24 protein-coding genes are annotated in these 25,669 nt (G+C 72.2%); 19 read left to right on the top strand and 5 right to left on the bottom strand.

Features of this window, described 5'->3' with window-relative positions:
- Positions 1-8: 8 nt before the first annotated feature.
- Genes ASE01_RS24780 through ASE01_RS04640 form a run of 4 tightly spaced genes read left to right on the top strand, consistent with a single transcriptional unit; the run spans position 9 to position 5,490 of the window.
- Positions 9-1,301: a hypothetical protein gene (locus tag ASE01_RS24780; RefSeq protein ID WP_056748940.1), complete on the top strand. Its 1,293-nt coding sequence runs from the start codon at positions 9-11 to the stop codon at positions 1,299-1,301.
- On the top strand, positions 1,298-1,948 hold the full coding sequence (locus ASE01_RS04630; RefSeq protein ID WP_056748942.1) for a DUF998 domain-containing protein: 651 nt from the start codon (positions 1,298-1,300) through the stop codon (positions 1,946-1,948). Before ASE01_RS24780 ends, ASE01_RS04630 begins: the two co-directional genes overlap by 4 nt.
- A gap of 9 nt (positions 1,949-1,957) precedes the next feature.
- Positions 1,958-4,816, top strand: coding sequence for a DEAD/DEAH box helicase (locus tag ASE01_RS04635; RefSeq protein ID WP_056748944.1), 2,859 nt, complete (start codon positions 1,958-1,960; stop codon positions 4,814-4,816).
- Positions 4,816-5,490 carry an SWIM zinc finger family protein gene (locus ASE01_RS04640; RefSeq protein ID WP_056748946.1) on the top strand — a complete coding sequence of 225 codons (675 nt, stop codon included), beginning with the start codon at positions 4,816-4,818 and terminating at the stop codon, positions 5,488-5,490. The genes ASE01_RS04635 and ASE01_RS04640 overlap by 1 nt, the downstream gene beginning before the upstream one ends.
- 236 nt (positions 5,491-5,726) lie before the next feature.
- Here ASE01_RS04640 and ASE01_RS04645 read toward each other — a convergent pair whose 3' ends face one another.
- Positions 5,727-6,479 (bottom strand): PaaX family transcriptional regulator C-terminal domain-containing protein, encoded by a 753-nt coding sequence (locus ASE01_RS04645; protein WP_235535864.1) that lies wholly within the window; start codon positions 6,477-6,479, stop codon positions 5,727-5,729.
- 47 nt (positions 6,480-6,526) lie between these two features.
- On the opposite strand from ASE01_RS04645, the gene ASE01_RS04650 reads away from it, so the two are divergent.
- Positions 6,527-7,552 carry a crotonase/enoyl-CoA hydratase family protein gene (locus tag ASE01_RS04650; RefSeq protein ID WP_056748950.1) on the top strand — a complete coding sequence of 342 codons (1,026 nt, stop codon included), beginning with the start codon at positions 6,527-6,529 and terminating at the stop codon, positions 7,550-7,552.
- Between the two features lie 5 nt (positions 7,553-7,557).
- Positions 7,558-9,192 (top strand): acyl-CoA dehydrogenase family protein, encoded by a 1,635-nt coding sequence (locus tag ASE01_RS04655; RefSeq protein WP_056748953.1) that lies wholly within the window; start codon positions 7,558-7,560, stop codon positions 9,190-9,192.
- Positions 9,193-9,263: 71 nt separating this feature from the next.
- Here the strand turns inward: ASE01_RS04655 and ASE01_RS04660 are convergent, their stop codons facing one another.
- A complete protein-coding gene (locus tag ASE01_RS04660; RefSeq protein ID WP_056748955.1) occupies positions 9,264-9,833 on the bottom strand; it encodes a TetR/AcrR family transcriptional regulator in 570 nt (189 codons plus the stop codon).
- A 176-nt stretch (positions 9,834-10,009) separates the two neighbouring features.
- Here ASE01_RS04660 and ASE01_RS04665 point away from each other — a divergent pair, with 176 nt between their 5' ends.
- The 6 genes from ASE01_RS04665 (at position 10,010) to ASE01_RS04690 (ending at position 17,631) form a co-directional block, all read left to right on the top strand.
- The gene (locus ASE01_RS04665) at positions 10,010-10,723 is read left to right on the top strand and encodes a hypothetical protein (protein WP_056748957.1); all 714 of its coding nucleotides are present in this window, start codon (positions 10,010-10,012) and stop codon (positions 10,721-10,723) included.
- A 47-nt stretch (positions 10,724-10,770) separates the two neighbouring features.
- Positions 10,771-12,330, top strand: coding sequence for a carboxyl transferase domain-containing protein (locus ASE01_RS04670; RefSeq protein WP_056748960.1), 1,560 nt, complete (start codon positions 10,771-10,773; stop codon positions 12,328-12,330).
- A 132-nt stretch (positions 12,331-12,462) separates the two neighbouring features.
- On the top strand, positions 12,463-14,295 hold the full coding sequence (locus tag ASE01_RS04675) for an acetyl/propionyl/methylcrotonyl-CoA carboxylase subunit alpha (protein WP_056748962.1): 1,833 nt from the start codon (positions 12,463-12,465) through the stop codon (positions 14,293-14,295).
- Positions 14,292-15,239 carry a hydroxymethylglutaryl-CoA lyase gene (locus ASE01_RS04680; protein WP_056748964.1) on the top strand — a complete coding sequence of 316 codons (948 nt, stop codon included), beginning with the start codon at positions 14,292-14,294 and terminating at the stop codon, positions 15,237-15,239. Before ASE01_RS04675 ends, ASE01_RS04680 begins: the two co-directional genes overlap by 4 nt.
- A 20-nt stretch (positions 15,240-15,259) precedes the next feature.
- Complete coding sequence (locus ASE01_RS04685; RefSeq protein ID WP_157537097.1) at positions 15,260-16,408, top strand: hypothetical protein; 1,149 nt, start codon at positions 15,260-15,262, stop codon at positions 16,406-16,408.
- Entirely contained in the window at positions 16,405-17,631 is a 1,227-nt protein-coding gene (locus tag ASE01_RS04690; protein WP_056748968.1) for a hypothetical protein, read from the top strand. The genes ASE01_RS04685 and ASE01_RS04690 overlap by 4 nt, the downstream gene beginning before the upstream one ends.
- On the opposite strand, the gene ASE01_RS04695 is transcribed toward ASE01_RS04690, so the two are convergent.
- Positions 17,592-18,290 (bottom strand): EcsC family protein, encoded by a 699-nt coding sequence (locus ASE01_RS04695; protein WP_056748970.1) that lies wholly within the window; start codon positions 18,288-18,290, stop codon positions 17,592-17,594. The two genes, ASE01_RS04690 and ASE01_RS04695, sit on opposite strands and share 40 nt — an antisense overlap.
- A 49-nt stretch (positions 18,291-18,339) precedes the next feature.
- Here ASE01_RS04695 and ASE01_RS04700 point away from each other — a divergent pair, with 49 nt between their 5' ends.
- The 4 genes from ASE01_RS04700 to ASE01_RS04715 all read left to right on the top strand — a co-directional run bounded on the left by ASE01_RS04700 (position 18,340) and on the right by ASE01_RS04715 (position 20,982).
- Positions 18,340-18,903 carry a hypothetical protein gene (locus ASE01_RS04700; protein ID WP_056748972.1) on the top strand — a complete coding sequence of 188 codons (564 nt, stop codon included), beginning with the start codon at positions 18,340-18,342 and terminating at the stop codon, positions 18,901-18,903.
- Entirely contained in the window at positions 18,900-19,649 is a 750-nt protein-coding gene (aat, locus tag ASE01_RS04705) for a leucyl/phenylalanyl-tRNA--protein transferase (protein WP_235535865.1), read from the top strand. The genes ASE01_RS04700 and aat overlap by 4 nt, the downstream gene beginning before the upstream one ends.
- Positions 19,650-19,692: 43 nt before the next feature.
- Positions 19,693-20,151, top strand: coding sequence for a hypothetical protein (locus ASE01_RS04710; RefSeq protein ID WP_056748975.1), 459 nt, complete (start codon positions 19,693-19,695; stop codon positions 20,149-20,151).
- Positions 20,152-20,358: 207 nt separating this feature from the next.
- The gene (locus tag ASE01_RS04715) at positions 20,359-20,982 is read left to right on the top strand and encodes a hypothetical protein (RefSeq protein ID WP_056748977.1); all 624 of its coding nucleotides are present in this window, start codon (positions 20,359-20,361) and stop codon (positions 20,980-20,982) included.
- A 20-nt stretch (positions 20,983-21,002) separates the two neighbouring features.
- On the opposite strand, the gene ASE01_RS04720 is transcribed toward ASE01_RS04715, so the two are convergent.
- Together ASE01_RS04720 and ASE01_RS04725 are read right to left on the bottom strand one after the other, a co-directional pair.
- Positions 21,003-21,341 (bottom strand): rhodanese-like domain-containing protein, encoded by a 339-nt coding sequence (locus ASE01_RS04720; RefSeq protein WP_056749338.1) that lies wholly within the window; start codon positions 21,339-21,341, stop codon positions 21,003-21,005.
- Between the two features lie 211 nt (positions 21,342-21,552).
- On the bottom strand, positions 21,553-22,431 hold the full coding sequence (locus ASE01_RS04725) for an Fpg/Nei family DNA glycosylase (protein ID WP_056748979.1): 879 nt from the start codon (positions 22,429-22,431) through the stop codon (positions 21,553-21,555).
- Positions 22,432-22,523: 92 nt separating this feature from the next.
- On the opposite strand from ASE01_RS04725, the gene ASE01_RS04730 reads away from it, so the two are divergent.
- The 3 genes from ASE01_RS04730 (at position 22,524) to ASE01_RS04740 (ending at position 25,664) form a co-directional block, all read left to right on the top strand.
- On the top strand, positions 22,524-23,600 hold the full coding sequence (locus ASE01_RS04730; RefSeq protein WP_157537098.1) for an LPXTG cell wall anchor domain-containing protein: 1,077 nt from the start codon (positions 22,524-22,526) through the stop codon (positions 23,598-23,600).
- Positions 23,601-23,696: 96 nt separating this feature from the next.
- A complete protein-coding gene (locus ASE01_RS04735; RefSeq protein WP_056748983.1) occupies positions 23,697-24,401 on the top strand; it encodes a hypothetical protein in 705 nt (234 codons plus the stop codon).
- A 66-nt stretch (positions 24,402-24,467) separates the two neighbouring features.
- Positions 24,468-25,664: an ATP-binding protein gene (locus ASE01_RS04740; RefSeq protein ID WP_056748986.1), complete on the top strand. Its 1,197-nt coding sequence runs from the start codon at positions 24,468-24,470 to the stop codon at positions 25,662-25,664.
- Positions 25,665-25,669: the final 5 nt, after the last annotated feature.

Here is a 25,669-nt window from a genome sequence, read left to right on the forward strand (position 1 = left end):
TTGACCACATGACCGACGACTCCTCGTCCAGCACCACCCCCGGCCAGCCGGCCGACGGGGGCGCGCCGCCCCCGCCGCCCGCCCTCGAGCCGGACAGGACGGTGATGCGTCCGCGCGATCCCGAGCCGCCCGCTGGCGCGATCAACGACGGCGACGGCCCGCCCGCACCGCCCGTCCCGGCCGCACCGGTGAGCCCCGCCCCGGGCGCCCATGCCGCCGCTGGCGCCCACGCCGCCCCCGCCGCCCAGCCGCACGACACCGCGGTCCAGCCGCCGTTCCCCGGCGGGTTCGACGGCGAACCGCCGGCACCGGGCGACCCGGAGTTCCCGACCCGCGTCTCCAAGGCGGGTACGACGGGCGCCGTCACCGCGGTCGGCGCGGGCCTCCTCGGTGCTGCCGTCGTCATCGCTGCGCTGCGCAGCCGCTCGGACGGCGAGCTCGACTGGTCCAACTTCGGTGTCGGGCTCGGCGCCACCGCCGTCCTCCTCGTGATCGCCGTCCTCGGCTCGCTCGCGGGACGCAAGGTGGGTGGGCGTGCCCGCGAGGAGATCGTCACGTGGCCGGGTGTGGTCGGCATCCTCGGCACCGCCGTGATGATCGTGACGGCGATCGAGGACGACGACAACTGGGTCATCTACCTCGTCGGCGGGGTGCTGTTCGTGCTCTCGGTGATCGGCTACGCCGCTGCGCGACGGGCGGCGTTCGCCGTGGTCGCGATCGCCGGCCTCGCCCTGGTCTACGGCGTCGCGTTCGACGACTTCGTCGCCGACGGCCTCGATGGCGGGCATCCCCAGGTCGTGGCCGCCGTGGTCGTTGCGCTCTTCGTCGTGGTGGTCACCCTGCTCGGCTGGGTGCTGCCGAGCCGCGCGGTGACCGGCGTCGTGGTCGGAGTGTTCGGCCTGGTCGGGTTCGTCGTGATGATGGCGACATTCGTCGTGGCGCGCTACATCGGCGAGTTCTTCGGGTCCATGTTCGGTCTCGAGGGCGAGATGGACCCGGAGGGCTTCGGCATGCCGCTCAGCGGCCCGGGCTTCCATGAGGCCGACGTCTGGTGGGTCCTCGCCTTCGCCGCGGCCCTGACCGTGCTCTGGGCGCTCGCCGCAGCGATCTCCAACAACTCCGGCTTCACGATCCTCGCAATCGCTGCGCCGTCGATCCTGGTGCCGCTCGCCTCGCTGGCCCTCGCGGCCGAGCACCCGACCTGGTGGTCCGCCGCACTCGCGGCGAGCGGCGGCGTACTCCTGCTCGGTGGGGTCGCGCTGGCCCGCCTGCGAGGCAAGTCGGTCGCGCGGGAGGTGTGATCACCCCTCGCTCGATCCCGGCGACGACGTGGGCGCTGCAGGCGTCGTACGTCGTCGCCGAGATCGTGATCGGGCTGCGGGCCTCCGGCGGCTACAGCTTCGTCGACCACACCATCAGCGAGCTGGGTTCGACGACCTGCCGGGCCGTCGACGGCGGCGCGGTCCTGTGCTCGCCGTGGCATGGCGCGATGAACGCCGTCTTCGTCGTCTTCGGTGTCTCGCTGGCGCTGGGCGCCTGGCAGCTGCGGCGGGTCCGACCGCCGGGCCGGGCTGCGACGGCTTCCCTCGTCCTCTGGATCCTCGCCGGGGTGAGCTCGGTGGCGGTCGGCCTGACGCCACTCGACCGCCATCCCGACCTGCACGCCGCCGTCGCGGTCTGGGTCTTCGGTGCCCAGCCGCTGGCGCTCGTGCTCCTCGGACTGGGCCTGCGCGCGGCGTACCCCCGGTTCGGCGGCACCACCGTCGCCGTCGGCGCCCTCAGCCTTGTCGGCTCGGTCGGGTTCCTGCTGCTGCTCCACTCCGACAGCGGTTCCGGGGCCTTCGAGCGGCTCGCGCTGTGGCCGGGCTACGTCTGGGTGTGCGTGATCGCGTGGTGTTCGCGCACGCGCCCGAGCGCTCCGGCATCCGGTGTCGCACCCACCCGTTAACGTCCCTGTGTGAGCTTCGTTCCCGTCACCGGCCCGGCGACCTTCACCTCCGGCGACCCGGCGCTCATCGAGTTCACCTCCGGTGATGCCGGCGCCCGCACGATCTCGCTCCCGGTGCGGGCCGCGCTGCCCGTCCTGAGCCGCGCCCACACCCGCGACGACGCCCATCCGAGCGTCGCGTTGCTCAGTGGTGCCGCCCTGCTCGGGCTGCGTCTGGTCGCTGCGGGCAAGGTCGCGCCCGCCCGCGACGGCGCCGCCGGGTGGCGGGTGGAGGGGCTCGACGAGCGCGACCACGACGCCGTACGACGCCTCGCCATCGCGCGTGCGCACGACGGTCAGACTCCGGAGCAGGCCGCCGAGGTGGTCCGCCTGGTGCTCGACGCGGTCGCGGACACCATGCCCCGGGCCACGCCCGCGGTACGGACCCGGCCGTCCGGGCCGAGCGATGGTGCCACCGGGGGAGACGTCCCCCGCGCTCCCGACGACTTCGCCGCGCGGGTCCGCCGCCGGCTGGCGGAGCGGACGGCCGCCGAGGAGGCCGCCGCGCGCCGCACCCGACCGTCCGTGACCGAGCTCCCCGAGCTGGTCCGGATCTCGTTGCGGGTCGAGGCGGACGAGGAGGAGCTGATCGCCGGCGCGGTGCGCGTCATCCTCCAGGTCCACGACGAGCGGGACCCGCTGCACGTCTGCGATGCCGCGCTGCTGTGGACCACGGGCGAGGAGACCCACGGCTTCGGTGAGCGCGCCCGGGTGCACGCGAGCATCGCCCTGCGCTCCGCAGCCGACGTGTGGCAGAGCCTGGACCGGTTCCTGGCGCTGTCGGTGCCCGACGAGCTGACTCTCGACGGCGAGGAGATCTCGGGCCTGCTCGCCCGGGTCGGCGACCTGCGAAGCGTCGGGGTCGACGTGCACTGGCCGCGCTCGCTCGGCCCGGAGCTGACCACCCGGGCGGTGCTCGACCGCAAGCGCGAGAAGGAACCGCGCAACGCCGAGCTCCCGCTCCAGGACAGCCCGTTCTCGGCAGAGGGCCTGTTCTCGTTCTCGTGGCAGGTCGCCCTGCACGGCGAGCCGCTGACCGAGGAGGAGATGGCGACCCTCGCCGGAGCGGCGAGCCCGATCATCAAGCTCCGCGGTGCGTGGACCGTCGTCGACCCGACCACCGCGCAGCGTGCTCGCAAGCGCCTGATCCGCAAGGCGACCGGACCGCAGGCGCTCGCCGCTGCCCTCACCGGCACGACCGACCTGCCCACCACGGCCGACGGCACGCCGGAGACGGCCCAGGTCATCGTCGGTGCCAGCCTCCTGCGGGTGCGCGAGCAGGTCCTCGCCGCCGCCACCCGAGACCCGATGCCCGAGCCGGAGGGCCTCGAGGCGACCCTGCGCGACTACCAGCGTCACGGCCTGACCTGGCTCGCCGACCTCACCGGACTGGGGCTGGGCGCCTGTCTGGCCGACGACATGGGCCTGGGCAAGACGATCACGCTGATCGCGCTGCACCTGCACCGGCTCGAGTCGGGTGCCTCGCGCGGCGGCCCGACGCTCGTGGTCTGCCCGGCCAGCCTGCTCGGCAACTGGGAGAGCGAGATCGAGCGGTTCGCGCCGGGACTGCCGGTCCGCAGGTTCCACGGCGCGGCCCGCTCCCTGCCCTCTGCGGAGTCCGCCCCGGACGCCCAGCACAACGCCGGGTTCGTGCTGACGACGTACGGCACCCTGCGCAGCAACCCCGCTGCCCTGGCAGCGCTCGAGTGGGACCTCGTGGTCGCCGACGAGGCACAGCACGTGAAGAACTCGCGTACGTCGACCGCCCGCGCCCTGCGGCAGCTCCCGAGCCGCGCGCGGGTGGCGCTGACCGGCACGCCCGTGGAGAACGACCTGACCGAGCTCTGGTCGATCCTCGACTGGTGCGTGCCCGGCCTGCTCGGCAGCCGGCAGGCGTTCCGACGGGTGTGGGGTGCGCCGATCGAGTCGGGGGCCGAGCCCACCAAGGCGCGTCAGTTCGCGGACCTGATCGGGCCCTTCCTGCTGCGCCGTCGCAAGTCCGATCCCGGCATCGCGCCCGAGCTCCCGCCGAAGACCGAGACCGACCACCTGCTCGGTCTCACCCGCGAGCAGGTCGTGCTCTACGAGGCGTTCGTGAAGGACTCGATGGAGCGGATCGAACGCGCCGACCCGGAGACCCGCCGCGGCCTGGTGCTGGCCCTGCTCACCGGGTTGAAGCAGATCTGCAACCACCCCGCACAGTTCCTCAAGCAGTCCGGCGCGGTGCGGCTGTTGGGCCGTTCGGAGAAGCTCGAGCTCCTCGACGAGCTGGTCGCCACGGTGCTCGCCGAGGACGGTGCGGTGCTCGTCTTCACGCAGTACGTCGCCATGGCGCGCCTGATCGAGCAGCACCTCACCGCGATGGGGGTCCCGCACCAGTTCCTGCACGGCGGCACCCCGGTCGCCGAGCGCGAGCGGATGGTGCGGCGCTTCCAGGCCGAGGGCGACGAGCAGGGGGTGCCGGTCTTCCTGCTGTCGCTCAAGGCGGGCGGCACCGGCCTCAACCTGACCAGGGCCGATCACGTCATCCACGTCGACCGCTGGTGGAACCCCGCCGTCGAGGAGCAGGCCACCGACCGGGCGTACCGGATCGGCCAGACCAAGCCGGTCCAGGTGCACCGCATGGTCACCCGCGGCACCATCGAGGAGCGGGTCGCCCAGCTGCTCGACCGGAAGCTGCAGCTCGCGGACGCCGTCCTGGCCCGCGGTGACGCGGCCCTGACCGAGCTCAGCAACGAGGAGCTGCGCGACCTGGTCGCGCTGCGCAAGGACCAGCGCCGCGCGGCCCTGCTCACCGAGTCTGCGCCCGCGACGTCCGGGGAGCGCTGATGCGCGCCACCTTCGCCCGGCGCACCCAGGCGCCCCGCACCGTCCACTCCTGGTGGGGCAAGGCGTGGCAGCGCGCGGTCGAGGAGGCGGCCTACTCCGAGGCCGAGCTCCGTCCCGGGAGGGCAGCGGCGCGGCGCGGGGACGTCGGTGGGATCAGCGTCGACTCCGGGTCGCTGCTGGCTGCGGTCCGTGACGGCGACGACGCGTGGACGGTCGAGGTCGTCGTCCCGACCCTCGAGCCGGACATGGCGCAGGCACTGGTCGAGGTGGTGGCCGCCGAGTCCGGCAGGATCGCGGACCTGCTGGCCGGCGCGTTGCCGCACGACCTCGTCGAGCACGCGGAGGAGCTCGGCGTCGAGCTGTTGCCGTACGGCGGGGAGCTGGCCGCGACCTGCACCTGCGAGCACTACCTCGACCCCTGTGCCCATGCGATCGCCGTGCTCACCCAGGTCGGCTGGCTGGTCGACGACGACCCGTTGGTGCTGTTCGCGGTCCGCGGGCTCGACCGCGAGGACTTGCTCGCCGCCCTCCACGCCCGGGCGGCGGGTCACGGGCGATCTGCGGGCCCTGTGGTCGGCGAGCTGGCCGACGACGTCGAGCTCGCGGTCGACGCGGCGTTGCGGGCTCGCCGGATCGCGGACCTCTTCGAGGCGGGCGCCGACTTCGAGGCGTGATCGCTGCGGACGTCGGCTGAGGCGGTGGCAGTTTCACCGCTTAGGCGGTGAAACTGCCTCTGGGCACATGAAACTCCGTGTGCTCAGAGGCAGTTTCGTGTGTTAGGCGGTGAAACTGCCAGACCCGCCCGACCCGCCCGACCCGCCAGACCCGCCCGACCCGCCAGACCCGCCAGACCCGCCAGACCCGCCAGACCTGCCAGAGGTGAAGAGGACGAAGGCGGAAGCGGCGGGCCTCAGCCGATGGCGAGGGCGCGCAGCTCGGCCTGGTAGTCGGCGTACGCGCTCCGCATCGACGCGGCCGGCCAGCCGGACGGCAGCAGGGTCGCCGGCAGCAGCGGGTCGCTCGTGAGGTGCCGCACGACCTGCGCGGCGACGGCGAGGCGGGGGGCGGGCTCCGTGGTGGCGGCCAGCGCGTCGAGCAGCTCACGCCCGGTCCTCGCCCATGCCTGCAGGTCCCACAGGCCGCCCGCGAGTGCTCGCGGATCCTCGTCGGGGGTGGCGGTGAAGGTGCTGAGGACCGCGTCGTCCGCGTAGTCACGCGTCCGGCGCAGGTTGGCCGGGCGGGTCCACACCCCCTCGCGCAGCTCCGCCAGCCGGTACGACGCCAGGCGCTCCCGCAGCGCCGCCCGCTCCGGCCCGGAACGACCGGTCACCACGACGACGGCGACCTCCCAGCTGCCGTCCCACGGGGTCTCGGCGTCGAGCACGGCCTCGTCCTGACGGCGCTGGCGTCGCACGAGCCGCTCGCCGAGCACGTAGTCCGCTGCCTGCCCCGAGCCCGGACCGGTGTCGCGGTGCAGGTCGCCGGCGGCCACGGCCCGGGTCAGCGCGACGCGCAGGGTGGCTGCCGGGATCGCGAAGTGCTCGCCGGCCCGCACGAGCGCCGCGGCGCTCATCCGTTCCGGGTGGGAGCCCAGCAGGAGGCTCAGCGCGACGGATCGCGCGGCCAGCGGGGTCTGGTCGACGGGCACACGACCAGCCTTCACTATTACGATGCTGGACACAACTGTTGTCATCAACGTAATGTCGAGTCATGACCGAACCGGCCTCCTGGCGTCGCTCCGCGAGCGAAGGTGACGACTCGCCGTACCAGCACGCCAGCGCCCCGCGCCCCGACGGCCCGGCCTATCGCACGTTGACCTACGAGGTCGACGGCCGCGTCGCGCGCCTCACCTTCAACCGCCCCGAGCAGGGCAACTCGATCACCCCCGACACCCCGGTCGAGCTGGCCCACGCGGTCGAGCGCGCCGATCTCGACCCGCGGGTGCACGTGATCGTGCTGAGCGGTCGGGGCAAGGGGTTCTGTGGTGGCTACGACCTCGCCGCCTCGGCGGAGCGGCTGATGGACGGCGACATGGCGGGTGCGCTGCCCCACGAGGGCACCGTCCTGGATCCCGTCGTCCAGATGACCAACCACGACCCCGCGGGGACCTGGGACCCGATGGTCGACTTCGCGATGATGAGCCGCTTCACCCGCGGGTTCGCGAGCCTGCTGCACGCGAACAAGCCGACCGTCGCGAAGATCCACGGCTTCTGTGTTGCCGGGGGCACGGACATCGCGCTGCACTGCGACCAGATCGTGATCGCCGACGACGCCAAGATCGGCTACCCGCCGACCCGCGTCTGGGGTGTCCCGTCCGCGGGCCTGTGGGCGCACCGGCTCGGCGACCAGCGCGCCAAACGGCTGCTGCTGACGGGGGACACCCTCACCGGCGCCGAGGCGGCCGCCTGGGGACTGGCGATCGAGGCGCCGCCCGCCGACGAGCTCGACGCGCGCACCGAGAACCTCGTCCAGCGGATCGCGGCCATGCCGCTCAACCAGCTGATGATGGTCAAGCTCGCCCTCAACTCCGCCCTCCTCGCGCAGGGCGTGCAGAACAGCCAGATGATCTCGACCGTCTTCGACGGCATCTCCCGCCACACCCGCGAGGGCTACGGCTTCCAGCAGCGGGCCGCCGACGTCGGCTTCCGCCAGGCGGTGCGCGAGCGCGACGGCGCGCCGTACGACGACGGCGGACCCGCCACCAGCAACGTGACCAACCGCGAGAGCAGGGACTGATCGACATGACGACCCATGAGGTGTTCAACCAGGTCCCGCCGCTCGTGGGCCACGACACGTCCGCCGACCCGGCGCTGCTCGAGGGGGTGGAACGCGAAGGTGCGGGCTGGGCGCTGCCGGAGATCCAGGAGGTCGGCCGGCTCGCCGGCACCGCCGAGGCCCGCGACTGGGGACGGCTCGCCGAGCGGGTCCCGCCGCGACTGCTGACCCACGACCGCTACGGCAACCGCGTCGACGAGGTCGACTACGTCCCGGCGTACCACCAGCTCATGGAGACCGCGATCGGCCACGGCATCCACGCGGCGCCGTGGGCTGAGGACCGGCCGGGCGCGCACGTCGCGCGGGCCGCGAAGTTCTATGCGTGGAACGTCGACGCCGGTCACGGTTGCCCGATCTCGATGACGTACGCCGTCGTCCCCGCGTTGCGCGCCAACCCGGCCCTGGCGGCGCAGTTCGAGCCCCTGCTCACCAACCGCGAGTACGACTTCGGCCTGCGCGACCCCGCGACCAAGCGCGGCCTGATCGCAGGCATGTCGATGACCGAGAAGCAGGGTGGCTCGGACGTCCGCGCCAACACGACCGCTGCGACCCCGATCGCAGGCCAGTCCGACGGCTCGTACCGCGTCGTCGGCCACAAGTGGTTCACCTCGGCGCCGATGTCCGACATGTTCCTCACCCTCGCGCAGGCGCCGGGCGGGCTGTCCTGCTTCCTCCTGCCGCGGGTGCTGCCCGGCGGCGAGGCCAACCCGATCCGTTTCCAGCGGCTCAAGGACAAGCTCGGCAACCGGTCCAACGCGTCCTCGGAGATCGAGTACGACAACGCCATCGGCTGGCTGGTCGGCGAGGAGGGCAAGGGGGTCAAGACCATCGTGGAGATGGTCAACATGACCCGGCTCGACTGCGTGATCGGCAGCGCGTCGGGCATGCGGCTCGCGCTGACCCACGCCGCCCACCACGCGCGTCACCGCTCGGCCTTCGGCAAGCCGCTCATCGACCAGCCGCTGATGCGCAACGTGCTCGCCGACCTGGCCGTCGAGTCCGAGGCCGCCACCACCGCGATGATGCGCCTCGCCGGCGCGAACGACCGTGCCATCCACGGCGACACCGGTGAGGCCGCGCTGCGCCGGCTCGCGCTGGCCGCGACGAAGTACTACGTCTGCAAGCGCGGTCCGGTCCTGGCCAACGAGGCGCTCGAGTGCCTCGGCGGCAACGGCTACGTCGAGGACTTCGACCTGGCGCGGGTCTACCGCGAGCTCCCGCTGCTCTCGATCTGGGAGGGCTCCGGCAATGTCGCGGCGCTGGACGCGCTGCGCGCGATCGGTCGCGAGCCCGAGTCCCTCGACGCCTTCTTCGCCGAGGCCGACCTGGCCGCAGGCGCCGATGCGAGGTACGACGACGCGGTGACCTCGCTGAAGAAGGAGCTCACGAACTTCGACGACATCGAGCTGCGGGCCCGTCGGCTGGTCGAGCAGATCGCCGTCGTCTTCCAGGCCGGACTTCTGCTGCGCCACGCGCCGAGCGCCGTCGCCGACGCGTTCTGCGCCACTCGCCTGGCGCGGGACTGGGGCAGCGCCTTCGGCACCCTGCCCGCCGGCCTGGACCTCGCCCCGATCCTGGCCCGCACCGAGACCACCTTCTGAGGCATCCGCTGCGGTAGTCCCGGGTCAAAAGCACCGCGACACGCCGTACGTAGGGTGCTTTTGACCCGGGACTACCGCGCGGGAGGGACTCCGAGGGCGGCGAGCGCCATGGAGCCGAGGAGCTCGCGGAGGTCGGGATCCGGGATCCCGTGACCGGCGCGGGGGGTGGAGTTGAGCAGGCCGAAGGCGGCCTGGGCGGCGGCGTGGGACCGGGCCCGGTCGAGCTCGGGGCGCAGCGCGCGGAGCTGGTCGGCCCACAGGTCGATGTAGGAGCGCTGCAGGCGACGGACCTGTGCCCGGGCGTCCTCGGGCAGCGACTCCCAGTCCCGGTCCTGGACGACGATCAGCGGGCGGTGCGAGGTGGCGAAGTCGACGTGCCAGTCGACCAGCCCGGCCAGCGCCGCGGCCGGGTCGTCCCCGCCGGCGTCGACGCGCTCGCGGCCCACCTCGAGCAGGCGCTCGCTGATCGAGGTCAGCATCTCGGCCAGCATCGCCTGCTTGGAGGAGAAGTGCTTGTAGAGCGCCGGTCCGGAGATGCCGCAGGCGGCGCCCAGGTCGGCGACGGACACCCCGTGGAAGCCGCGGGCCGCGAACAGCTCGGCCGCGGTGGCCAGGATCTGCTCGCGTCGGGATTCAGCCACCCGAGGAGGTTAGCGGCCGGCCGTCGTCGCCGGGCGCTGGCTCGATTCTTTACCGTCGAGGGGCTCCCGGCCGCTGCGGCGCTCAACTACGCTGCGCGTGATCTGCACCGAGTCGTGAGCAGGGCTGAGCCACAGCACCGTCGCGACGTCAGGTCCCCCACCCCCCGGGAGCCCCCATGCTCGCTCAGCACCCGCGCCGCACCACGGCAGCCGGCCTCCTTCTCTCCCTGTCCGGTGGGGCACTGCTCCTGCAGGTCGCCCCCGGCATCGCGAACGCCGTCGACCCGCCGGTCCTCAGCCTCTCCGCCACGCCCCAGGTGATCGGCGGCAATGCGATCGAGGGTGAGGTCACCTCCGACCTGCCCTGCGACTGGTCCATCTCCTACGACGGCGACACGAGCACCAGCCTGCCGATCGAGGACAGCGGCCAGAGCGTCTCCTTCACGATCGAGACCGAGCCGGTGGACGTGGTCACGGAGCAGTCGGTCTCCGCCACGTGCACCTACGAGGACGACGAGCCGGACCCGGAGGAGACCGAGACCGTGACGGCCACCGCCACCGCCACGGCGACCGAGACCGTGACGTTCAGCGAGGCCACCGAGACGACCGAGACCGCCACGGCGACCGCGACGGTCACCTTCGCGCGCGAGACGTTGGCGAAGGTGAGTGAGGAACGACGGGCAGTGCGCAAGGCCGTCGTGGTGCGCTCGGTCGACGTGACGCTCCTGCCGGTCGGCAGCAGCGTCGACGACCCGGGTGGCGTCGAGGGTGCCGGCGCGGGTCTGCCCAACACCGGTGGACCGAACTGGCTCCTGGGTGGGTTCGGGCTCGTCCTGGTGTTCGCCGGTGCGATCGTCGTCGGCCGCTCCCAACGTCCGGTGGTCCACTGAGCGACACGGCCTTTGCAGAACAGGTTAATGATCGTTAACCTGTTCTCGTGTCCGAGACCACTGGAAGCGAACCCACCCTCCGGGAGCTGAGCGCCGAGCTGCGCGAGCGCCTCGCCCGGGTGCGTCAGGGCGGAAGCGAAGCCGCCCGCACCAAGCACACCGACCGCGGCAAGCTCCTGCCACGCGACCGCGTCGACGGCCTGCTCGACCCGGGCAGCCCGTTCCTCGAGGTGGCCCCGCTGGCGGCGTACGGGATGTACGGCAAGCCGGGCGCCGACGCCGACGACCACGCGGTCCCGGCAGCGGGCGTGATCGCCGGCATCGGCCGGGTCCAGGGCCGCAACTGCCTGGTCGTGGCCAACGACGCGACCGTCAAGGGCGGCACGTACTACCCGATCTCAGTCAAGAAGCATCTCCGCGCGCAGACGATCGCCGCCGAGAACAACCTCCCGTGCATCTACCTCGTCGACTCCGGCGGCGCCTTCCTGCCGATGCAGGACGAGGTGTTCCCCGACAAGGAGCACTTCGGCCGGATCTTCTTCAACCAGGCCAACATGTCGGCCCGCGGCATCCCGCAGCTCGCCGCCGTGATGGGTTCCTGCACCGCCGGCGGCGCCTACGTCCCGGCGATGTCGGACGAGACCGTGATCGTCAAGGAGCAGGGCACGATCTTCCTCGGCGGCCCGCCGCTCGTGAAGGCCGCGACCGGTGAGGTCGTCAGCGCCGAGGACCTCGGCGGCGGCGACGTCCACGCGCGCAAGTCCGGTGTGGTGGACCACCTCGCCGACGACGACGCCCACGCCCTCCGGATCCTCCGCGGCATCGTCGACACCCTGCCCGCGCCCGTCCCGTCGGCCGCGTCCGACGTCGAGGAGCCCCTCGAGGCCCCCGAGACGCTGTACGACGTCGTGCCGTCGAGCACGCGCACGCCGTACGACGTCCGCGAGGTGATCCGGCGCCTGGTCGACGGCAGCCGCTTCCAGGAGTTCAAGCAGCTGTACGGCGAGACCCTGGTCTGTGCGTTCGCCCGCATCCACGGCCACCAGGTCGGCATCGTGGCCAACAACGGCATCCTGTTCAGTGAGTCGGCGCTCAAGGGCGCGCACTTCGTCGAGCTCTGCAACCAGCGCGGGATCCCGCTGCTGTTCCTGCAGAACATCACCGGCTTCATGGTCGGTCGCGAGTACGAGAACCGCGGCATCGCCCGCGACGGCGCCAAGCTCGTCACGGCCGTCGCCTGCTCGGTGGTGCCCAAACTGACGGTCGTGATCGGCGGCAGCTTCGGCGCCGGCAACTACGGCATGTGCGGGCGCGCCTACGATCCGCGCTTCCTGTGGATGTGGCCGAACGCCCGGATCTCGGTGATGGGCGGCGACCAGGCGGCCAACGTGCTCGCGACCGTCGCCGGCCGTGAGGACGACGACGAGTTCAAGCGCCCGATCCGCGAGCAGTACGAGGCTCAGGGCTCGCCCTACTACGCCAGCGCCCGCCTGTGGGACGACGGCGTGATCGACCCCGCCGACACCCGCCGGATCCTCGGCATGGCGCTCGAGATCACCACCGCGGTGCCGGTGGCAGATCCCTCCTACGGAATCTTCAGGATGTGATCAAGCGAGCAGCGGCGTGCGAGGAACGAGCGCGGCGCGCAGCGAGACGAGGTTGAGCAAGCTCCGCGGCCGAGGAACGAGGTCGCGACGAGCGCGTCGAAACCCACCCAACAAACGCAGAGGAACTCCCCGATGATCACCACCGTCCTCGTCGCCAACCGCGGCGAGATCGCCCGCCGCGTCTTCCGGACCTGCCGCGACCTCGGCATCCGCACGGTCGCGGTGCACACCGACGTGGACGCCGACGCGCTCCACGTGCGCGATGCCGACGTCGCCGTGCACGTCACGTCCTACCTCGACGCGGACGCCGTCCTGGCCGCCGCGAAGGAGGCCGGTGCCGACGCGATCCACCCCGGCTACGGCTTCCTGTCCGAGAACGCCGCCTTCGCCCGCGCCGTCACGGGTGCCGGCCTGGCCTGGATCGGGCCCACCCCCGAGGTGATCGAGCAGATGGGCCGCAAGGACGCGGCTCGCGACCTGGCCCTCGCCGCGGGCGTGCCTGTGGTGCCGTCGTACCGGCTCGACGAGGACCCGGCGTCGTTCGTCTATCCCGTGCTGGTCAAGGCCGCAGCCGGCGGCGGTGGCAAGGGCATGCGTGTCGTGCGCTCGGCCGCCGAGCTGCCCGAGGGCATCGCGTCCGCGAAGCGCGAGGCCGCCACGGCTTTCGGTGACGACACGATCCTGATCGAGAAGTACGTCGAGCGCGGCCGCCACATCGAGGTCCAGGTGCTCGGCGACACCCATGGGCACGTGGTCCACCTCGGCACCCGCGAGTGCTCGGTGCAACGCCGCCACCAGAAGGTCATCGAGGAGGCGCCGGCCCCGGCGCTCGAGGACGACCTGCGCGAGCGGATCCACGCCTCTGCGGTCGCACTGTCGGCGTCCGTCGGCTACGTCAACGCGGGCACGATCGAGTACCTCCTCGACGCCGCCACCGGCGACTTCTACTTCCTCGAGATGAACACCCGTCTCCAGGTCGAGCACCCGGTGAGCGAGCTGCACGCGGGCGTCGACCTCGTCCTGGCCCAGATCGCCGTCGCCGCGGGTGATCCGCTGCCCTTCGACCAGGCCGGACTGCAGTTCGCCGACCACGCCATCGAGGCGCGGATCTATGCCGAGGACGCCTTCGGGGGCTTCCTCCCACAGGCGGGTACGGCGACGGTGGTGTCGTGGCCAGCGCGTGCCCGTGTCGATCACGCGCTCGAGAGCGGCCAGGTCGTGAGCACGTCGTACGACCCGATGCTCGGCAAGGTGATCGTGAGCGGCCCCGATCGCGAGTCCGCCCGACGTGCCCTGGTCGCAGCCCTCGACGACACCGCGATCCTCGGCCTCACCACCAACACCGGCTTCCTGCGCCAGCTCGCCGCGAGCGCGGAGTTCACCGAGCCCGGCGGCATCGACACCGCCTGGCTGGACCGCAACGCCGTCCCCACACCCGATCCCGCCCCGGCACGGGCGATCGCCGCACGGCTCTGGCTCGACGCGCACAGCGAGCAGACCGGGCCGTTCGCCGGTGACGGCTTCCGCATGGGTGCCGCCCCGGCGCCGGTGCTGGTGGAGTTCGCCGACGGCTCGGTCACGCTGACGCCCGCCCGCGGAAGTCATGCGAAGTGGTCGTCCGAGCAGCCAGTTCGCATGACATCCCGGGTCACGGCGCACGGCGTCGAGCTCGCCCACCACGGCCAGCGCCACGTCTTCCTCCGCCCCGACGCGAGCACCGACCACGCAGCAGTGGCGGGCGACGGCACCCTGCTCGCGCCGATGCCCGGCACCGTCCTCGACGTCCGGGTCGCCGAGGGCGACGCCGTCACGGCGGGCCAGGTCGTCGGTGTCGTGGAGGCGATGAAGATGGAGCTCGCGCTCAAGGCGCCGTACGACGGCGTCGTGACCACCGTCGGAGCCGCGGCCGGCCAGCAGGTGGCCCTGGGTGCGGTGCTGTTCGTGATCGAGGAGAACGACGGATGAGCACGCTGCCGATGGTGGTGCCCGAGCCGGGCCTGCCCGGGGCCGTGACGATCTACGAGGTCGGGCCGCGCGACGGCCTGCAGAACGAGAAGGAGGCAGTCCCGACGGCGACCAAGGCCGCCTTCGTGAAGCGGCTGATCGGTGCCGGCCTGCCCGTCGTCGAGGCGACCAGCTTCGTCCACCCGCGCTGGGTGCCACAGCTCGCCGACGCCGCCGAGCTGATGGGTGCCCTCACCGCCGATCTCGGTGAGTCCGCCCGCAACCTCCCGGTCCTCGTGCCCAATGAGCGCGGGCTGGACCGGGCCGTGGAGCTGGGTCTGCGTCACGTCGCGGTGTTCGCCTCGTCGACGGAGACCTTCGCGCAGAAGAACCTCAACCGCTCGCTCGACACCCAGTTCGAGATGTTCGCGCCCACGATCACCCGGGCGCTGGCCGAGGGCATGGACGTCCGGGGCTACCTCTCGATGTGCTTCGGCGACCCGTGGGAGGGCCCGGTCCCGGTCGACCAGGTCGTCGCCGCGGGCACCCGGCTGCTCGACCTGGGCGTGGGCCAGCTCAGCCTCGGCGACACCATCGGGGTCGCGACGGCGGGCCATGTCCGGGCGCTGGTCGCCGGATTCGTCGCCGCCGGCGTGCCGGTCGAGCGCCTGGCCCTGCACTTCCACGACACCTACGGCCAGGCCCTCACCAACGTCCACGCCGGCCTGCAGTCGGGCGTCACGACGTACGACGCGTCCGCGGGCGGGCTCGGCGGGTGTCCCTACGCGAAGAGCGCCACCGGCAACCTCGCGACCGAGGATCTCGTCTGGTTCCTCACCGGGCTCGGGATCGAGCACGGCGTCGACCTCGCCTCCGTGGTGGAGACGAGCGTGTGGATGGCCGGTGAGCTCGGCCGCCCCAGTCCGTCCGCCGTCGTCAGGGCCCTCGGCTCGGCTGGTTCCTGACCCCTGACTACCGTGGGCCCATGGACGGACAACGGCGGGCCTGGGGTTGGGCGGCCGCGTTGCGCGATGGCGCGACGACGCCGTGGATGGACTGGCCTGCGGACAGCTCCGGTGAGGGCGCCCCGCTCTCGACCAGCCTGCCCGGCGCGCAACAGCTCGCCCTGTTGCGCCGCCTGAACGAGGTCGCGCAGGCAGCAGGCCGCACGGTTCCCCTCGCGACGGCCGACCGGGTCCTCGCCGCCGGCGTCTCCGGGCGCGGTCGCGGCGAGCTGGCTCTCGTCGGTGCCGCCGAGGCCGGACGCTTCGGTGCCCCGCCGGTCGATCCTGCTGCGCTGTCCGACGACGAGCTGCTCCGGGTCGCGGCCGGCCTGATCGCCGATGACGTCGCCGCCCACGACGGCGACCCCGAGCCGGACCGGTCCCTCCTGGAGCGGGCCCGCCAGCTCCGCCGCCCCTGGGTGGCGTCCTTCCTCGTGCTCGGCGTGCAGTGGCGTGCCGAGCCGGCCCGTGCGGGCCTCGTCGCGCACGGCCACCGCCCGGGCGGACGCCGCCCCACGGCGTACCTCCTCGCCGACGACCTGGGCACCGTCCTCGCCCACGCCTGGGCCGCCCGCGCCTTCGACCAGGGCGGTCCGACCTGGTCGGACTTCGTGCGCAACTCCGCGAGCTTCGGCCACCTCCCGCCGCGCGCCGACCTGCCGCGGATGGCGCGCTCGGCCGCCCACAAGTACGGCGCCGGGCGTGTCGTGGTCGTTCTCGACCCGAGCGTCCTGGCCACTCTCCTCGGCGTGCGTTCGCTGCAGGGGCCGCCGCAGCTCGGCGCCCATGCGATCGACCTCGTGCGCCGGGTCGGCGAACCGTTGGGCCTCCTCGTGGACGCCGCCAGGCGCCCCGAGCTGCTCCGCTCCACCCTCGCCGCGCGCCTCGACGGACACGGCGGTCCGCTGCCGTCGGTGCCGCCGCGCTGGCAGTCGTGGCTGAGCTCGCAGGCCGAGCGCACCCACCACGAGCTCGCCGCCGCTGGCTACCCTGTGCTCGGCGATCTCGACCTCCTGCTGGCCGGATCCCTGCCGTCCGAGCCCGTCGTGCCGGTCGACGCCGAGGTCCTGGACCTCGCGCTCGGACTGCTGCTCGACCCGATCGACCCGCCGAAGGAGACCACCGCATGAGCAAGCGGGTCCTTCTCCACGTCGGAACCCCCAAGACCGGCACGTCCTACCTGCAGGACGTGCTGTTCCAGAACCGTGCCCTGCTCCTGAAGCAGGGACTGAGCTATCCCGCCGACCGCTTCGACGGGCACTTCCTCGCGGCGCTCGACCTGATGCGCCTGCGCTGGGGCGGCCTCGAGCGGGAGGCCGTCGGAGCGTGGGACAAGCTCGCCAAGGAGGTCCGCGACCACGACGGCACCTCCATCGTCAGCCACGAGATCCTCGCGACGGCGTCGCGCCGTCAGGTGGAGCGCGCGCTCGCCTCCCTCGGCCACGAGCCGGACGGCAGCGGGACCGAGATCCACCTGATCGTCTCCGTGCGCGACCTGGTCCGCCAGATCCCCGCCGAGTGGCAGGAGAACGTCAAGCACCGCGCGACCTTCCGTTACGCCCGCTTCCTCGAGCTGATCCGCGACCCGGAGCGCAGCCACCGCGTGGGTTCGTGGTTCTGGGGCGTGCAGGAGATCCCCGACATCCTGGCCCGGTGGGGCGCGACCCTGCCGCCCGAGCGGATCCACATCGTCACCGTCCCCGCGCCGGGCGGTCCACGCGACCTGCTCTGGCAACGGTTCAGCTCGGCCTTCGGGCTCGACGGACTCGAGCTCGAGCTGACCACCGAGCGCGCCAACGTCAGTCTCGGCGTCCCGGAGTCCGCGCTGGTGCGCCGGATCAATCGCGCCGCCGCCCGCGACCTCCCGCCGGTGCACTACCGGCCACTCGTGCGCGAGCTGCTGGCCCACCAGACCCTGTCCCGGCGCACCGACTCACCGCGTCTGAGCCTCCCGCCCGACCAGTACCCCTGGGTCGCCGAGCTCACCGAGTCGTGGATCGCCGAGCTCACCGAGCGCGGGTACGACGTCGTGGGCGACCTGGCCGACCTGCGCGGTGTCGCGCCGAGCGAGGACACCTGGGCCGACCCCGACAAGCCGTCGGAGGCGCAGGTCTCCCAGGCCGCGCTGGAGGCGATCCGGGCGCTCCTGCTGGAGTCCGGCGCCCGCGAGGCCGAGGCCGACCGGCTCCGGGCCAAGCTCGAGGAGGCGCGTCGCGAGCTGATCCGCGCGCGCACACCGCGGCTGATGCGCTCGATGGAGTGGACCGTCGGCCGGCTCGAGAACAGCAGCCAGGGCCGACGTGCCCTCGGCGCCTACCGCAGGGTGCGGGGCAGGAACTCCCTGTCGGCGTAGCGCCCGACCCGCCAGGTGCTCCAGCCGTCGGTCACCAGACCGACCGCACCGCCGACGACGGGGACCCGCTTGCCGACCGTGGTGGCGATCCGCTTGCCGATCACGCGACTGATCAGCTCGGTCGCGAGCAGCGTGGACACCGACTGGTCCAGCGCCGGGTCGTGGTGGGGTGCGGTGGCGATCGCCATCGGAGGAGCGGGGAGCTGTTGCTTCCTGACCATCTTCACGATCGCGTCCTGGCCGAGCAGGGCCACGAGGATCGCGTTGCGCACCCGCGGGTCGTCGAGGTCGTAGCCGCGCAGGTGCGCGATCCCGGCGACCATCCGGCACTGGATCAGCGCCAGGCCGGCGATGTTGGCGGGGGCGACGATGGCGGCGGTGACGATCCCTCCGAGGTTGGTCGCCAGGCCCTCGATCCCGGCGTAGGTGACGTGGTTCTGGATCACCTCGCGGATGGCCTTGTCGACGTTGCCGTCCTGCTCGCGCAGCTGCTCGTCGGCGGCCTTCGCCGCGGCCGGCAGCGGTCCGATCCCGACGATGGCGCGGTGCAGCGCCTCCCGCACGAAGGACTGCGTCAGCCCCGGTGCCATCTGGGTGATCCGAGGAGCGAGCTGTCGCGCCGCTTCGACGGCGAGACCCTTCTTGAGACGGGGAGCCATGGGTGAATCGTAGGCTGGTGGCTCCACTGCCCCCTTCGTGAGGAAATACATGCGTTCCATCAAGCGTCCCATCGTCGCCACCAGCGCCGCCGTCCTGCTGGCGTTGTCCTTCGCCGCGTGCGGTGACGGCGACGACAAGGCGAGCGACGACAAGTCCTCGGAGAGCACCCCCTCGGACGACGCGTCCTCGGATGCCACCGACGGGACCGACGCGTCCGGCGAGGCCTCGACCGGCGCCCCCACCGGCGGTGCGGGCGACGCCTCGACCGTCGAGTTCTGCGCCGAGATCACCAACATCATCGAGGTCTCGGGCTCGGTCACCGGCGAGCAGCCCAACGAGTCCGAGTGGAAGAAGATCCAGGAGGCGTACGCCGACCTCGGCGAGGCCGGCCCGCCGGACGACATCCCCGCCACGGAGAAGCAGGGTTTCGAGATCGCCGTCGAGGCGGTCACCTCGCTGAGCTACGCCGAGGCGGAGAAGGCCTTCGGTGACGCGGACGGCAGCGGCGACATCCCCGGCGTCTCGCCGGAGGACAACGACAAGGCCGAGAAGTTCTTCGCCTGGGCCGGCACCGCGTGCCCCGAGCTCGGCGGCGGCGCACCCGCCGAGTGACACCAGCCCCGGTCGAGCCGCCGCCGACTCCGTGGGTCCTCCCGGGCCTCGCGGAGCTGGCGGCGCTCCCGGTCGCCGCCGACGAGCAGCCCGGTGATGCGGACGACGAGGAGAGCGCGTACGACGCCAGCGACCTCGTCGCGGTCGGCGCGGACCTCGAGCCGGGAACCGTCCTGGCGGCGTACCGGACCGGATTGTTCCCCATGCCCGAGCGCCGCTCCGTCGGCTGGTGGTGCCCGGCGCACCGCGGCGTCCTGCGGCTCGACGAGATGCAGGTCTCGCGGTCCCTGCGCCGCTCGGCCCGCCGCTTCGAGATCCGCGTGGACACGGCCTTCTCGGAGGTCCTCGCCGCCTGTGCCGACCCGCGTCGGCCGCACGGCTGGATCGATCGCCGGATCACCCGTGCCTACACCGAGCTGCACCGTCTCGGCTGGGCGCACTCCGTCGAGACATGGCGCGACGACCGCCTCGTGGGTGGCCTGTACGGCATCGCGATCGGCGGGCTGTTCGCCGGGGAGTCGATGTTCCACCACGAGACGGACGCGTCGAAGGTCGCGCTGCTCGGTCTCGTCGAGGGCCTGCGCTCCGACGCGGACGGTGCAGCCGGACGCCGACTGGTCGACGTGCAGTGGTCGACCCCCCACCTGAGCAGCCTCGGCGTCCGCCCGGTCCCACGGTCGTCGTACCTCGCCGGGCTTCCCGCGTTGCTGGACGTGCCGCGTCCTGCGATGTTCGGCGGCGCATAGGGTGAGTCGATCCGTCCCGGGATCGTCACCGAAAGGACCCTCCATGACCTTCATCAAGCGGCCCCTCGCCGCGGCCGGTGCGACCGCGCTGCTCGCCCTCTCGCTGAGCGCCTGCGGCGGTGGGGCTCCGACGGACGCCTCCAAGAAGGACTTCTGCGGTGGGCTGGCCGACGTCGTCGCCGCGAGCACCGCGATCTCGGGCGAGGAGCCCGACGAGAAGGAGTGGACCACGATCCAGGAGGCGTACGCCGACCTGGGCGACATCGGCACCCCCGAGGGCATCGGCGAGGCCGAGCGCAACGGCTTCGAGGTCACCGTCGAGGCGATCGAGGGCCTGGACTACGACGAGGCCAAGAAGTCCTTCGGCGACGAGGACGGCTCGGACTCCATCCCCGGCGTCTCGAAGGACGAGGAGAAGGACGTCGACAAGTTCTCCGCCTACGCCACGAAGAACTGCGAGGAAGAGATCACCAAGCAGCTCACCGACGACGCCGCCGAGTGATCTGACGACCTGGTCCCGCCGGTCACCTCCGGCAGCACCACCTGTGCAGATGGCCGGTCACCCACCGGCCATCTGACGTTTTCCCCGAGTGTGAATAGTCTGCCGCTCACCGGGCAGGGTGCCCGTGGGCCGGCGGTCCACGACTGTCACCCTGTCCGCGCGGACACCGAACGGTGTGCCGTGCCCCCCAGGAAAGGAACCACCACCATGACCTCCCTCAAGCGACCGCTGGCCGGAGCCGGCGCTGCCGTCCTGCTCGCGCTCTCCCTCACCGCCTGCGGCGGCGGTGCCCCCGCCGACGCATCCGTCGAGGACTTCTGTGAGGCCTACCAGGGCGACGTGAACAACGAGGCTCTCGGCAAGGCCTTCGCCGACGAGGACTGGGACGAGGTCACCGACCTGATCAAGGAGCAGATCGCCGAGCTCGAGGAGGTCGGGACGCCGAAGGACATCTCCGACGACGCCCGTGAGGGCTTCGAGATCCAGGTCGACAAGTCCGGCGACCTGAGCGCCGACGACGTCGAGAAGGCCTTCAACAGCGACGAGTCGAACCCGTTCGAGGCCGACCTGTCCTCCGAGGACAAGGAGAAGGTCGAGGCCTTCGACAAGTACCAGTCCGAGACCTGTGCCGACCAGGGCGACAACGGCTCGGACTCGGACGACGACTCGGAGCCCGAGGTCCCGACGGATCTCCCGTCCGACGTCCCGACGGACCTCTCGACCGACATCCCGACCGAGATCCCGACGGACATCCCCTCGCTCAGCCCCGAGGACCTCGAGCGCCTCGAGTCCGAGCTCGCCGAGCTCAGCGAGAGCGCCGCAGCTGAGTGATGGTGCTCTGAGCTCCTCGCTCAGATGACCTCTGCGGGTCGGCCGGTGTCGGACACCATGGCCCGGCCGGCCCGCTCCCAGCCGATCATCCCGTCGATCAGGTTGACGACGTCGTAGCCCTGTTGTGCGAGGTACGCCGCCGCCCGGGCCGATCGACCCCCCGCCTTGCAGACCACCAGCGTCTGCGTCGCCTCGAGCTCGACGAACTCGCCGAGGCGCGCGGGCAGCTCCATCAGTGGGATGTGCACCGCACCGTCGATGTGGGCGGCTGCCCACTCGTCGTCCTCGCGCACGTCGAGGACCACCAGCCCCTCGGGGAGCGGGTCGGGGACGGCATCGATCTCAATCGTCGGGATCATGGCACCAGTCTGCTCCACCGCACGAGCCGGTCGTTGGTCGAGTGGTGCCCCTGTCGTTGGTCGAGTGGTGCGAGCCCCTGGGCGAGCGCCTATCGAGACCACTCGCCCGGTCTCGATACGTGCGTCGCGACCTCGTTCCTCGCTCGCGGCACTACTCGACCTGCCCGGCTGGTCCATGCCGGACCTCGTTCCTCGGTCCGGCATGGGACGGTCACTTCAGCAGCTTGCTCATTCGTCGATCGGCGAGCAGTTTGCCGCCCGTCTGGCAGGTGGGGCAGTACTGCAGGCTCGAGTCCGCAAAGGACACCTCGCGCACCGTGTCGCCGCAGACCGGGCAGGGCTGGCCGGTCTGACCGTGCACGGCGAGGTTCGACTTCTTCTCGGCCTTCAGCTCGCTCGCGGCCAGCCCGCTGGAGCGCTCGACCGCCTCGCCGAGGGTGGTGCGGACGGCGGCGTACAACGTCGTGAGTTCCTCGTCGGTGAGGCTGTCGGCGGGCTTGTACGGCGACATCCGTGCGGCGTGGAGGATCTCGTCGGAGTAGGCGTTGCCGATCCCGGCGATGGTGCCCTGGTGGCGCAGGACGCCCTTGAGCTGCTTGCGACCGGCGTCGCGGAGGATGCCGGCGAGGCGCTCCTGGGTGAAGTCCTCGGTCAGCGGGTCAGGGCCGAGGCTGGCGAGCCCGGGGACGTCGAGGGGGTCGCGGACCAGGTGGAGGGCGAGGGACTTCTTCGTGCCGGCCTCGGTGATGTCGAGACCGGGGGTGGCGCCGTCCTGCTCGTCGAGGACGATCCGGACCGCGAGCGGGGACTTGTTGCTCGGGCGCGGGGGCAGCGCGGGGACGTCGTCCTTCCACCGGATCCAGCCGGCGCGGGCGAGGTGCATCACCAGGTGCAGCCCGCTGGCCTCGATGTCGAGGTACTTGCCGTGACGTCGTACGTCGTCGACGAGGGCTCCCTCGATCGCAGCCAGAGGCGGGTCGTAGGTCTTGAGCGCGCTGAAGGTGGCGACATGGATCCGGGTGATGGCACGGCCGTCGAGCCGACCCCGCAGGTCCAGGGCCAGCGCCTCGACCTCGGGCAGCTCGGGCACGGGGACAGCCTAGAACAACGGACCGACGTGGGACTTCGTCCTGATTCCGGCCCACGCCGATGACCCGGGTCGACCACAGCGGTTGGTCGGGCATGAACTCCCCGATCCTTCCCCGCCTCGTCCTCGCCCCGGTCGCGCTCGCTGCTGCCGCCGTCATCGGTTTCGGGCCGATGGGCAGCGCCCAGGCTGCCGAGTGCGGCCAGCCGGCGGTCCCCGCCGTGTTCGAGAGCGTCGAGCACCCCGCCGTCCTCACCACCGTCCCGGCCGTGACGCACCTGGAGTGGACCTGGCGCCGCGACGTGGCGAGCGTGGAGACCGAGCACGCCCGGACGGTCATCGACCGGGCGCACGTGCCGGCCGTCGCCGAGCAGGGTCACCACGAGACCCGCGTCGTGACGCCCGCGGTCCTGACGACCGAGTGGGAGTACGTCCAGCACCAGACCGGCCGCACCCGCTGGGAGGCGCCGGGCTGGAACGCCGGTGAGAACGGCAAGGGCTGGTCCCCGACGGGCGTGACCCGCGAGGTGGAGAAGTCAGCGGCCGTCACCGAGCAGGTCTGGGTCATCGACAGTCCCGCCGTCGCCGAGGTGACCGAGCTGTCCCACCAGGAGCTCGTGTGGGTTGCCGCCGGAGCCGTCGCGCCCGCTGGGTACGACGCCACGGGCGCCACCCGCCCGGGCGCTCCGGTCGAGGAGCTCTCGCCCGGCACGTCCGCCGAGGCCCCTGCAGGGGTCGGTTGGACACAGGTCGCCGGATCCGGCGTGAGTGTCGTCGACGAGGAGGCCCACGAGCGCGTCGAGCAGGAGGCCTGGGTCGAGGACGTGCTGGTCACCCCCGAGGTGCCGGCGACCGAGGCCTGCGCTTCCCCTGTCGACGGTGAGGACACCGACGGCGAGGACACCGACGGCGAGGACACGGACGGTGAGGACACCGACGGCGAGGACACCGACGGCGAGGACGGCCTGATCGTCGACGACATCGACGACCCGTCCGTGGAGGGCGAGGTCGCCGGGATCGCGAACAACTCGGGCGTCGTGCCCACCGCTGCCGTGGGCGAGGTGCTGCCGGCCACCGGCAACGGTGTCGAGCCCTGGCTGCTGGCCCTCGGCGCGGTGAGCCTGCTGGCCGGTGCCGGCCTGGTCCGTCGCTCGAGCGCCCCGCTCAACTGACCCGATCAACTGACCCCGATCTGCTGACCTCCTCCGGCCACAGCGCGCGGCGTACCCCCTGGACCAGTACCTTCGTCCTGACCAGGAGGTGTGCAGATGGAGCGGTGGACGGGTCGGTGCGTGACGGCGGCGGTGGTCGCCGTTCTCGCCACCGGTGTGACGGCGTGCGGCGAGGACGAGCCGGAGGCGCCGTCGACCAGTGAGGTCGCGGACCTGGATCCGACCCAGGCACTGGTCGCTGCGCGTGCGGCGATGCTCGAGCTGGACGACGTGACCTATCGCGGCCGGACCCTCGTGGCCAGCCAGGCGGTGCGGCTCAAGGGGGTCGGCGAGCTGATCGTGACCTCGGACGACCGCTGCCAGTCGTCCTTCACGCACGAGCGCCAGGGCCGCCTGATCAGCCGAGCGATCGGCGAGACCACCTACGTCTTCGCGGACGCCGCGCTGATGCGCCGCGCGCTGCGCTACGACCCGGCGAAGGTCGCCGAACTCAAGGGCAAGTGGCAGTCGACCTCGCGCATGCAGGGTCGTGACTGCGATCTCAGCGAGCTGCTCCCCGACGCCGCCGAGTACGACTCCTTCGAGGACGCCGGCACCGGCGAGGTCGAGGGCGTCCCGGTCCGCACGCTGACTGGTACCACGGCGGCCGGCGAGCTCACCGTGTCGATCGCGACCGACGGCGAGCCGCTGGTGATGGAGGTGTCGAGCGACAACGGCGAGAGCACGCTCACCCTGGTCGAGCACGACAGCGGCGTGCGGATCGAGGCGCCGCCCGCCAAGGACGTCCTCCCCGCCTCGTGAACCGACTCGATGCGACACGCTAGGACAATCTAGGATCGAGGCTAGAGAGCCGGATATCGTCGGATCATGGACCCGATCCGCAACCCGTACGCACCCGGTGCCGGCCAGCGCCCGCCGGAGCTCGCCGGTCGTGACGAGCAGCTCGCGGCGTTCGACGTCGTGCTCGAGCGGGTGTCCCGCGGCCGCCCGGAGCGTTCGCTGGTCCTGACCGGGCTGCGCGGCGTGGGCAAGACGGTGCTGCTCAACGCACTGCGCTCCGCCGCGGTGCGCAAGGGCTGGGGGACCGGCAAGCTCGAGGCACGCCCGGACCAGTCGTTGCGGCGACCGCTGTCCTCCGCCCTGCACCAGGCCGTCCGCGAGCTCGCGCACCCCGAGACGGCCGAGACCGACCACGTGCTCGGCGTGATCCGCTCCTTCGCGCAACGCGATGCGGGCGCCGACGCCAAGCTGCGCGACCGCTGGAGCCCGGGCATCGACGCCCCGCTGGTGCGCGGACGCGCCGACTCCGGTGACGTCGAGATCGACCTGGTCGAGCTGCTCACCGACGTCGGCGGGCTGGCGGCCGACGTCGGCAAGGGCGTCGGCATCTTCATCGACGAGATGCAGGACCTCGGTGCCGACGACATCTCCGCACTCTGCGCCGCCTGCCACGAGCTCAGCCAGAACGGCCTTCCGGTCATCGTCGTCGGCGCCGGACTGCCGCACCTGCCGGCCGTGCTGTCGGCCAGCAAGTCCTACTCCGAGCGGCTCTTCTCCTACCAGCGCATCGATCGCCTCGCCCGGGACGCCGCCGACCGCGCCCTCGTCGCGCCCGCTGCCGAGGAGGAGGCCGAGTTCACCGCCGAGGCCCTCGACGCGATGTACGACGCCACGCGCGGCTACCCCTACTTCATCCAGGCCTACGGGCGCTCCGTGTGGGACGTCGCACCCCATGCCCCGATCACCGCCGACGACGTGGCCGTCGCCGGTCCGGAGGCCGAGCGCGAGCTCGCCGTCGGGTTCTTCGGCTCCCGCTACGAGCGGGCCACGCCGGCGGAGCGCGACTACCTGCGGGCGATGGCCGATGCGGCGGGCGATGACACCGAGGACGCCGTGGGGTCGGTCGCGACCTCCGACGTCGCCCTCGTCCTCGGCAAGAAGCCCCAGTCGCTCTCCCCGGCCCGCGACTCGTTGCTCAAGAAGGGGCTGATCTACTCCGGCGAGCGGGGTCGGATCGCGTTCACCGTGCCGCACTTCGGGAGGTACCTCCGGTCGCAGGCGTGACTACG

This window comes from Nocardioides sp. Root190 (assembly GCF_001428565.1).
Classification (GTDB): Bacteria; Actinomycetota; Actinomycetes; order Propionibacteriales; family Nocardioidaceae; genus Nocardioides.

Excerpts from the sequence above, each read along its gene's own strand:
- ASE01_RS04730 (WP_157537098.1), top strand. The coding sequence starts at position 22,524 with ATGAACTCCCCGATCCTTCCCCGCCTCGTCCTCGCCCCGGTCGCGCTC.
- ASE01_RS04685 (WP_157537097.1), top strand. The coding sequence starts at position 15,260 with ATGGACGGACAACGGCGGGCCTGGGGTTGGGCGGCCGCGTTGCGCGAT.
- ASE01_RS04740 (WP_056748986.1), top strand. The coding sequence starts at position 24,468 with ATGGACCCGATCCGCAACCCGTACGCACCCGGTGCCGGCCAGCGCCCG.
- ASE01_RS04650 (WP_056748950.1), top strand. The coding sequence starts at position 6,527 with ATGACCGAACCGGCCTCCTGGCGTCGCTCCGCGAGCGAAGGTGACGAC.
- ASE01_RS24780 (WP_056748940.1), top strand. The coding sequence starts at position 9 with ATGACCGACGACTCCTCGTCCAGCACCACCCCCGGCCAGCCGGCCGAC.
- ASE01_RS04720 (WP_056749338.1), bottom strand. The coding sequence starts at position 21,341 with ATGATCCCGACGATTGAGATCGATGCCGTCCCCGACCCGCTCCCCGAG.
- ASE01_RS04665 (WP_056748957.1), top strand. The coding sequence starts at position 10,010 with ATGCTCGCTCAGCACCCGCGCCGCACCACGGCAGCCGGCCTCCTTCTC.
- ASE01_RS04680 (WP_056748964.1), top strand. The coding sequence starts at position 14,292 with ATGAGCACGCTGCCGATGGTGGTGCCCGAGCCGGGCCTGCCCGGGGCC.
- ASE01_RS04690 (WP_056748968.1), top strand. The coding sequence starts at position 16,405 with ATGAGCAAGCGGGTCCTTCTCCACGTCGGAACCCCCAAGACCGGCACG.
- ASE01_RS04735 (WP_056748983.1), top strand. The coding sequence starts at position 23,697 with ATGGAGCGGTGGACGGGTCGGTGCGTGACGGCGGCGGTGGTCGCCGTT.
- ASE01_RS04710 (WP_056748975.1), top strand. The coding sequence starts at position 19,693 with ATGACCTTCATCAAGCGGCCCCTCGCCGCGGCCGGTGCGACCGCGCTG.
- ASE01_RS04675 (WP_056748962.1), top strand. The coding sequence starts at position 12,463 with ATGATCACCACCGTCCTCGTCGCCAACCGCGGCGAGATCGCCCGCCGC.
- ASE01_RS04715 (WP_056748977.1), top strand. The coding sequence starts at position 20,359 with ATGACCTCCCTCAAGCGACCGCTGGCCGGAGCCGGCGCTGCCGTCCTG.
- ASE01_RS04700 (WP_056748972.1), top strand. The coding sequence starts at position 18,340 with ATGCGTTCCATCAAGCGTCCCATCGTCGCCACCAGCGCCGCCGTCCTG.
- ASE01_RS04695 (WP_056748970.1), bottom strand. The coding sequence starts at position 18,290 with ATGGCTCCCCGTCTCAAGAAGGGTCTCGCCGTCGAAGCGGCGCGACAG.
- ASE01_RS04655 (WP_056748953.1), top strand. The coding sequence starts at position 7,558 with ATGACGACCCATGAGGTGTTCAACCAGGTCCCGCCGCTCGTGGGCCAC.
- ASE01_RS04640 (WP_056748946.1), top strand. The coding sequence starts at position 4,816 with ATGCGCGCCACCTTCGCCCGGCGCACCCAGGCGCCCCGCACCGTCCAC.